Annotated in this window: 7 protein-coding genes; 2 read left to right on the top strand and 5 right to left on the bottom strand. The window is 59.3% G+C overall.

The genetic code is table 11. The annotated features are described in order from the left end of the window. The first annotated feature begins 151 nt into the window (after positions 1–151). Positions 152–640 carry a CvpA family protein gene (locus T370_RS0119775; RefSeq protein WP_029436757.1) on the top strand — a complete coding sequence of 163 codons (489 nt, stop codon included), beginning with the start codon at positions 152–154 and terminating at the stop codon, positions 638–640. A gap of 332 nt (positions 641–972) precedes the next feature. After that, complete coding sequence (gene mazG, locus T370_RS0119770; protein WP_029436756.1) at positions 973–1,827, top strand: nucleoside triphosphate pyrophosphohydrolase; 855 nt, start codon at positions 973–975, stop codon at positions 1,825–1,827. A 412-nt stretch (positions 1,828–2,239) separates the two neighbouring features. Here mazG and hysA read toward each other — a convergent pair whose 3' ends face one another. From hysA to T370_RS0119745, 5 genes are all read right to left on the bottom strand, one after another. Continuing rightward, on the bottom strand, positions 2,240–3,679 hold the full coding sequence (hysA, locus tag T370_RS0119765; RefSeq protein ID WP_005027974.1) for a NiFeSe hydrogenase large subunit HysA: 1,440 nt from the start codon (positions 3,677–3,679) through the stop codon (positions 2,240–2,242). Between the two features lie 98 nt (positions 3,680–3,777). Beyond that, the gene (hysB, locus tag T370_RS0119760) at positions 3,778–4,734 is read right to left on the bottom strand and encodes a NiFeSe hydrogenase small subunit (protein WP_262359801.1); all 957 of its coding nucleotides are present in this window, start codon (positions 4,732–4,734) and stop codon (positions 3,778–3,780) included. A gap of 309 nt (positions 4,735–5,043) precedes the next feature. After that, on the bottom strand, positions 5,044–6,426 hold the full coding sequence (locus T370_RS0119755; protein ID WP_005027976.1) for an MATE family efflux transporter: 1,383 nt from the start codon (positions 6,424–6,426) through the stop codon (positions 5,044–5,046). A gap of 456 nt (positions 6,427–6,882) precedes the next feature. Beyond that, the gene (locus tag T370_RS0119750) at positions 6,883–7,440 is read right to left on the bottom strand and encodes a YdcF family protein (RefSeq protein ID WP_029436755.1); all 558 of its coding nucleotides are present in this window, start codon (positions 7,438–7,440) and stop codon (positions 6,883–6,885) included. A gap of 213 nt (positions 7,441–7,653) precedes the next feature. Continuing rightward, complete coding sequence (locus T370_RS0119745; protein WP_005027979.1) at positions 7,654–8,691, bottom strand: polyamine ABC transporter substrate-binding protein; 1,038 nt, start codon at positions 8,689–8,691, stop codon at positions 7,654–7,656. Between the last annotated feature and the right edge of the window lie 92 nt (positions 8,692–8,783).

Here is an 8,783-nt window from a genome sequence, read left to right as displayed (position 1 = left end):
CCCCAGACCCCACCCCTCTCCCTCCTAAGACTTTCGTATTTTGGATCGGGGAGGCTCAAAGCGTGTTCCGCATGATGACGCTGTGATCCGCCGGATTGCAGCGTTTGCCGTACCTGCCCCTAAGCGGGAAGACCCTCAACCCCTTTTTTCTATGACGCTTCCTTACGACCTGAATATACTGGATGTCGTGCTGCTTTCGGTCATCGCCCTGTTCACCCTGCGCGGCGCGTTGCGCGGCTTTCTCGACGAAGTGGCGGGGCTTGTGGGCATCCTCGGCGGCGTCTGGCTCGCCGGGCGCTATTATGGCGAGCTGGGCCGCATCTTTTCCCAGTATACGACGTCCCAATGGGTCTACATCGTCGCCTATGTGCTGATCCTCTGCATGGTGATGTTCGTCATCAGCATGATCTCCCGCGCCCTCCATTCGTTTCTCAAGATGGCCTATGCCGACTGGATCAACCACCTCGCCGGGGCGGCCGTGGGCGGGCTCAAGGGGTTCCTCATCTGCGCCGTCATGGTCACCCTGCTCACCTACTTCATCAACTACGCCGATTTCATTAAAAAATCCCGTATGATCCAGCCGATCAAAGAAACAATCGTCGTCTTCAAGCAGTTCCTCCCCGAGCAATATCGTAAATAAGATATATATATATATATATATATAGAGAGAGAGAGAGAGAGAGAGACTTCCACGAAACAGATAAACCTGAGTAAAAGAGTGAGCCATCTCTTTCAGATGGTTTTCTTCTTTCCGTCGGAACGAACTCCCTCCGCGCAGCCTCCCCACCAGTCGAAAATCTTTGGAGGATGAGAGGAGGGGGTGTGGGGGAGGGGAGAAGGAACCTTTCTTGAGAAAGGTTCCTTCTCCCCTCCCCCACATGCTTTCCCCTTCCGGCTTGAACTCCCCGTTCTTCCGGGATATGTCTGTTGACGGCCCACATTTTCCAACTGCGAACCGAAAAGGGAAACCTCATGTCCGATACCACTACCGCGCCCGCCGCTGCCGACGCCGCCACGCAAGCCGCGCTCGAACGCCTCAATACCGTCATCGACCGCCTCATCGCACCGGACGGCTGTCCGTGGGACAGCACGCAGACGCCGGAATCGCTGACCGAATATGTCATTGAAGAGTGCCACGAACTCGTGGACGCCATCCGCTCCGGCAAGACCGCCGATATGGTCGAAGAACTGGGCGACGTGGCCTTCCTGATCCTGATGATCGGCAAGCTCATGGCCCGCGCGGGCGGCCCGTCCCTCGCGGACGCGCTCGAAGTCGAAGCCGCCAAGATGGTACGCCGCCATCCCCACGTTTTCAGCGACACGACCTATGAAAACCAGTCCGAACAGCTCAAGGACTGGGACCGCATCAAACGCGAGGAAAAGGCCGCTGCGGACGCCGAAGGCCCCAAGGGGACCTATGACAGCCTGCCGCGCGGCCTGCCGCCTCTGACAAAGGCCTACCGCATCCACTCCAAGGCCGACCGCGTGGGCTTCACGTGGCCCGAAAATGAAGACGTCGAAAAGCAGGTCGAGGCCGAATGGCTGGAACTGCTCGATGCAATGGCGTCCGATGACGCCGAGGCCATCGAACACGAATTCGGAGACCACATGTTCACCCTCGTCGAGCTTGGCCGCCGCAAGGGCATCAAGGCGGCCCCCGCCCTGAACGCCGCCACCGAACGCTTCCTCGCCCGTTTCGAGCGCATGGAAGCCATTGCCCGCGAACGCAACCTCGATTTCGTCAGCCTTTCCCTCGACGACAAGGACGACCTCTGGAACGAGGTCAAAGCCGCCGAGAAGCCCGGTACGGAAAAAACGGAAGACTAAAATTAAAGGGGGCGGGAAAACTTTCTGAAGAAGGTTTCCCCGCCCCCTCCAAACCTCCCCCACCCTTTCAAAGACTTTCGACGTTATCGAATCCCTTTCCACAGCATTCCCTGCGGTCATCCACCTTCATCCCTACAACGCTCCTCCCTTTCATGAAATGAAAAAGCCGGAACGGATTCACGAATCCATTCCGGCCTTTTTGAAGCAAAAAAGAACTCCCGCCGCGCAGCCTCCCCACCAGTCGAAAACCTTTGGAGGATGAGAGGAGGGGGTTTTGGGGAGGGGAGAGGGAACCTTTCTCCAGAAAGGTTCCCTCTCCCCTCCCCCAATTTTCAGCTATCCAACCTTAATCCATATTGATGACGGCAACCTTGCCGGATTCGGCGTGCAGCACGTGCACGGCACACCCCAGTCACGGGTCAAAGGCGCGGATAAGCCGCGCTATGTTGACGGGATTCTCAATGTCGGGCACGGGCACGCCGATGAGGGCTTCCTCAAGAGCGCCGCGCATACCGGTGTCGTTGCGGGGAGCGCAGTTCCAAAGGGTCGCGGACACGATCTGATAGTTGTCGATCTTGCCGTTGCGGACCTTGGTGAAATGCATCAGCGAACCGCGAGGCGCCTCGGTGAAGCCGAACCCTTCGGAATCCTTCATCACCGGCATGGAGAACGTCTCCTCGTCGGGACGCACTTCCTTAAGGAAGCGCTCGACGACGTCCAGCATGAGGTAGGATTCCTCGGCGCGGGCCACGTGACGGCCAAGCAGCGAGAAGGCGAGGTCTTCGCCCATGTCGCGGAAGTTCTTCACGTCGAGGCCGAAATATTCCTTGAACAGCTTCTGGCCGATGGGCGAAATGGGCTTGTTGTTCACCCACATACGCGCCAGCGGGCCGACTTCCATGGGCTTCCCGTTGTACAGGGGGGCCTTCACGAAGCTGTACGCGCCCTTCTTGTCCACTTCGAGGACATTCTCGCCCTTGGTAAAGGGCTTGCCCGAGGTGGAGTCGGCGAACCACGAGAACTTGACGTCCTCGGTCACCCGCTTCACGTCGAAGGGCATGTCCTTGCCGTCCTGATAGGCTCCGGCCTTGAACACGAATTCCTTGCCCTCGTCGTCCAGCGGGAACACGCCCACGCACAGCGCGTTGCGGTAGCCCTGCCCGAACGCTCCGAGATCCTTGTACTGGCTGCCGACGAGATACACCACGGGGAGGTACTTTTCTTCGACGAACTTGCGGACCTTCTTGAAACGGGCCGCGTATTCGACGAGCTTTTCCTTCGTGGGGATCTCAGCGGCGCCGCCGGCAAGGATGCCGTGCACGTGAGGCATACGGCCGCCGAAAAGCGCGACCATCTCATGGCACACGGCGCGCACTTCCAGCGCCTCGACGTACTGGTCGACGCCCACGGCATTGATGGCCGGGGGAAGGCGCAGATCGGGCTTGGCGTAGCGCGGCATGAACGGGGCGGTGTCCGGCCCCTGGATGAAATCCTGGCCCGCCAGATGGTAAAAATGCAGGATGTGCGACTGGAGGTAGTTCGCACCGAGGATCAGGTTACGGGTGGCGCGGCCGTTGCTCGGAACCGCGGTGCCGCTGGCTTTTTCCAGCGCGATGCTGGCGGCGGTGGCATGGGCGGTGGGGCACACGCCGCAGATGCGCTGCACGATCTGGGCGGCGTCGCGCGGATGACGCCCGCGCAGGATGGATTCGAAACCACGGTACATGCCGCCGGTCAGTTTCGCATCGACGACTTTGCCGTTTTCAACCACGACCTCGGCCTTGAGATGGCCTTCGATACGGGTCACCGGATCGATGGCGATCGTGGTTTTCGTCTGGGTAGCTTCTGCCATAAAGTGGCTCCTCAAAAGCGACTGGAACGGGAAACCCCGTTCAGAGTGTCAGATAAGCGCAACCCCGGAGGATTGCCGCCTCCCGGCCGGAAAACGGCCTAGTTGACGTAGAAGGGGGACTGCCCGTCGGGGAAGGTCGGGGAGGTGCAGCCGATGCACGTGGCGTTGTTGACGCACCAGTTGACCCCGTTGTTCCATTTGCGCTCGAAGGAGTCGCAGGCGCTCCGGGGGCCCTTGCAGCCCATGCTGAAACGGCAGCCGTCCTTGTCGCTCATGGTCTTGACCATGTGCCCGGCTTCAAATGCGCTCAGGTGGGGACAGTTCATGTGCACGTTCTTGTAGAACGCCTTCGGGCGGCCGTTGGCGTCGAGCCCCTGCTTGACCAGCAGGCCGAGCGTGTTGGTGGCGAGAGCCTGAAGGCCGAGGCCGATGGTGCCCACGATCCAGTCGGGATGCGGAGGGCAACCGGGGATGTTGATGACGGGGGCGGGGATGCCTTCCTTTTTGAGGAACGCGGAAACGCCCATGGCGCCGGTCTCGTTGCCCTTCCCGGCGGGAATGCCGCCGTAGGCCGCGCAGGTGCCCACGGCGAGCACGGCGGCGGCGTTGGCGGCCAGCACCTTGGTCACTTCGGTCATGGTCACTTCATGGTGGTCGGCTTCCGCCACCACGCAGCACTTGCCGTCATGCGCCACCGGCACGGCACCCTCAACGGCGAAGATGAACTTGCCCTTGAACTTTTCGGCGACGCGCATCATATGCTCATACGCGCCCTCGCCTTCAGCGGCCATGACGGTGGGATGGAATTCAAGGCTGATGATTTTGAGCAGCACGTCGGCGATGCTCGGGTGCGTGCTGTTCAGCAGCGTGACCGAACAGCCCGTGCACCCCTGCCCCTGAACCCAGAAAACGGGAGGACGTTCGCCGGTGAGCGTTTGGGCAAAGGCCTCGTGGATGGCGGGGTGAAACATTTGGGAAACCCCGAACCCGGCCACCGTGCCCGAACACAGTTTGACGAAATCTCGTCTGGAAAGAGCCATTCCTGCCTCCTTGATAAAGGCATGTTGATACGATGGATAGCGAGGGATGCTGCACAACGCGCGCTCTGAGGACGGACAGAATGCGGCCTACAGCAAAAGATTATAATCGTATTATACAGAGGCCGGAATTGTGTCAATCAAAACAGGGTAAAATGTGCCACTTATCTTTTTTCCGTAACACGATTAAGACTGCAACCATGCAACATCACCAACAATGTGCGTTTTAGAACAAGCTTATCAGGCCGCATGGCATAAGAAACCACGGGCTGCCGCGCCACTGCGGCAACCCCGTGTTCCACTGCGTTCCTCCCGCACAATCCGCCGCTACAGATTTTTTCCGCCCCGTGCCGCCCGCTCCGGGCCGTGGTGCGCCTTGCGATCGGCAAAATGTTTCCGGCTGGCCGCAAAGATCAGGCTCGCCACGACCAGCGTGCACATTTCCGCCAACGGTATGGCTACGTAAATACCCACATTGCCGAACAGTTGCGGCAACAGCCACAGGAAGCCCACCGGAAAAAGCAAGCTGCGCATGAGAGCCACCGCAGCGGACGCCGCAGCCATATGCAGCGCCGTGAAGAAACTCGCCAGAGCCATGTTCAGGCCACTGAACAAAAAAGCCAGCTTGAACCAGTCGATGAACTCCAGCGTCACCGCCACCACTTTCTCCTCACCGGGCAGGAAGATTTTCAACAGCATTTCCGGATACAGCGCGAACAGACCATACAGCATGAGCCCGATGCCGAAGACCATGCCCAAGGCAAGCCCGAGGAATTGGCGGGCGCGGGCGAAGTTCCTGGCCCCGAAATTGGCGCTTACCAGAGGAGACAGGGAGTCACTGATGGCGTAGGACACGGAGGCCCCAAACCATGCGGCATAGTTGATGATAGTAAACGCAGCCACACCGTATGAGCCGATCCGGGCAAGCAAAATCCAGTTGATGAACAAGATCACCAGTCCGATCGACGTCTCGTTGATCAATTCGGAAACGCCGTTCCAGCAAGCCTGCCCGACCTCCTTCCACGCGCCAATCGCACGGGTAAAACGGCACTTCGCCTCAGGAGTGAAAAAGTGCAGGCACAAAACCCCCGTCGTGATGGTATAGGCAATGCCGGTAGCATAGGCCGCACCCTCGACGCCCATGCCAAACACGGGGATAAAGACGGCGTCCAGAACAATGTTGATGAGCGCGCTCAGCATGAGCCCCACGGAAGCCAGAGCGGGTTTCCCGTTCACGCGGACGAAATACGAGAGCGCCAGGCCGCAAGGGATCATCGGCCCGAAAAACATCAAGCCGCGCAAATAGGCTTCGGCGGGCCCCCTCAGCTCTTCGTCCGCCCCGAGAAAGCGCACCAGTTCGCCGCTGAACAGCAGCATCCCCGCCGACGCGGCTAGACCGACAAGCAGCAGGGAGAGCATCGTTTTGGTGAAAATCGCGGAAGCCGCTTCCGGCCTCTTCTCGCCAAGATATTTCCCGGCCCGGACTGCCCCACCCGACGCAAGCATGACGCCCACCCCGAAAAACAAGGAAAACATCGGCATGACAAGGTTGAGGGCCGCCAAAGACATCGCCCCGACATAGCGGCCTACGAAGAAGCCGTCCACTATGGCCGCCGAAGACTGGAGCAGCATGGCCAGCGTCCACGGGATGCAGTAACGCAAAAAGGTCCGCACCAAAGGGCCGTGGAGCATGAGATCCAATCCGTGCATAAACTTCCTTCAAAGAGAAAAAGATTGCGGCATGTCGAATTCCGGAAAGTGGAGCCCCTTCAGGAAAGGATGCCCTCCCCCTCCAAAATGTTCCGACGCCGGAGACTCCGTACAGCAAGAAGCCCGTTCCGCTATGAGGCAGCTTATCCGGCTCCCCACTGCCCCCATGAAGGGAACAAAGGAGTTATCCGAGGCTGTCCGTTCCCTCCGCGGCGATATGTGCCTTGCAAAGGCTCAAGCTATTTTCCGAATACGCCATTTTTTACGGGACAGAAACCGTGCCATGCCCTGAGAGCGACATGGCACGCTTCATTAGTACGTACAAGGATTATCCTTACACGGACTAATTGGCAAGAAAAATTTCTCTGCGCCAAGATAAAAGATGCCAGCCCATAAAAAAGCCTCCGGTGTACACACGGAGGCCCTCTCTCAAAACATGCCCGTCCCGGCACGGCGTCAGGCTACGCCGTAGCGCACCATATACCAAAGCGTCTTGACGTATTCCGAAAAAATATACCCCATCTCATAGATGCGGAACCGTGCCGTGAATGTCGCCCCCGCATAGACGGGGTGCACCCCGAACGTCACTTCGGGCCAGACGTCCCGGAACACCGCAAGCGCCCGCCTGCTGTGGAACCAGCTCGTCACCAGCATGACGGAACGGGGATGCGAGGCTTCCAGCGCCTTTTTGGTCAGAACGGCGTTTTCATACGTGCTGCGGGATTGGCTCTCACAGGCCGCATCCGGCACTCCCGCCATGCCGAGCCGCCGGACGATAAGCCCTCCGTCGCCGGAGCCCGTCACAAAGACTTTCGGGGCAACGCCCTGATGATACAGCTCCGCCGCACCGATCACGCGCTGCCCGGATTCACCTCCGAGCACTACAATGACATCCGCATGTTCCAACGGCACGTCAACATGCAGCCACGCTTCCGCCCGCCAGATCAGCACAGCCCCGATCAGCAAAGCGGCGATCGCCAGCTTGCCGATCGCCCCATACCATCCCTGCCCCATCCCCCGCTCTCCGCCGAGCTCCGGATATGCCTTTCCTTTCCCAAACATGCTCCCCCACAAAAAAACAGCCCCCATCCAGCCCATACCGCTCCCCTTGAACAGGGGATCGATAACGACAAACGTCTTTGGAGGAGAGGGGGAAGGTTGAGGGGAGAGGCCCCCTTCCGGAAAAAGGTTCCCCTCCCAATGCAATCTTCATCAGCCCGGCCGCAATCAGTCTCCGGCCTTGAGCTGTTCCCAATACTTTTCGTACAGTTCGCGGGCTTTGCCCACGTTGACGGTCACTTCACCCTTGGCGAGCTCTTCCGGATCCAGCACAATGACCTTGCTCTCGGCGTATTCGGGCTCAAGGATCTTCTCGGCGGCCTTGTTCGGCGTGGAGTAGTTGAACTCTTCCACGCACAGCTTGGCGACCTCGGGACGCATCAGGTAACTGATGAACTTGTAGGCGTTTTCCTTGTGCTCGGCCCCGGCGGGGATGGCGAAGTTGTCGAGCCAGATCAGCATCCCCTCTTCGGGCACGATGAATTCGAGGTCGGGGTTTTCCTGCATGGCGATGAAGGCGTCGCCGTTCCACGCCAGCCCGGCCACCACTTCCTCGCTGATGAAGGCCTGCTTGGTGGCGGTCACGTCGAACACGCGCACGGACGGCTTGAGGGCCTTCAGCCACTCGTAGGCGGCCTTGATCTCGTCGGGGTTGGTGCTGTTGATGGAATAGCCGCACGCCTTCAAGCCCACGCCGAACGTATCGCGCAGGTCATCGGAAAGCAGCACCCTGCCCTTGAATTCGGGCCGGGCGAGATCCTTCCAGCTCTTGATGGTGGAGACGTCCACGGCCTTCTTGTTCACGAGCAGCCCCACCGTGCCCCACATATAGGGGATGGTCAGGGCATTGCCCTTGTCGAAAGGCTGGTTCAGCGAGGCGGGATCAAGGTTGCCGAGGCCCTTGATCTTGCTCTTGTCCAGCTTGGCGAGCAGGTTGTCCTGCGCCATCACTTCCACGAAGTATCCGGAAGGGACGACCAGATCATACCCTTTGGCCCCGAGCAGTTTGAGCTTCGCGTACATGGCCTCGTTGGATTCATAGGTGGAAAGCACCACCTTGATGCCTGTCTCTTTCGTGAAGCCATTGACGACTTCCTGCGGAATGTATTCCGACCAGCTGAACACGTTCAGTTCCTTCGCCTCTTCCGCAAAAGCCGGAGAAGCGGCGATCAGCAGCGCGACAAGCGCAACGAGGAGTTTTTTCACGCGAGTTCCTTATAAAGTTGAAGGTACTTAGGAATGTGGGGGAGGGGAGAGGGAACCTTTCTGGAGAAAGGCTTCCCTCTCCCCTCCCCCAC

It is taken from the genome of Bilophila wadsworthia ATCC 49260, from assembly GCF_000701705.1.
Taxonomy (GTDB): Bacteria; Desulfobacterota; Desulfovibrionia; order Desulfovibrionales; family Desulfovibrionaceae; genus Bilophila; species Bilophila wadsworthia.
Note: the sequence above shows the minus strand (reverse complement) of the source record. Positions and strands in the feature narration are given on the sequence as shown.

Coding starts and splice junctions, on each gene's coding strand:
- T370_RS0119775 (WP_029436757.1), top strand. CDS start 152: ATGACGCTTCCTTACGACCTGAATATACTGGATGTCGTGCTGCTTTCG.
- mazG (WP_029436756.1), top strand. CDS start 973: ATGTCCGATACCACTACCGCGCCCGCCGCTGCCGACGCCGCCACGCAA.
- hysA (WP_005027974.1), bottom strand. CDS start 3,679: ATGGCAGAAGCTACCCAGACGAAAACCACGATCGCCATCGATCCGGTG.
- T370_RS0119755 (WP_005027976.1), bottom strand. CDS start 6,426: ATGCACGGATTGGATCTCATGCTCCACGGCCCTTTGGTGCGGACCTTT.
- T370_RS0119750 (WP_029436755.1), bottom strand. CDS start 7,440: ATGGGGCAGGGATGGTATGGGGCGATCGGCAAGCTGGCGATCGCCGCT.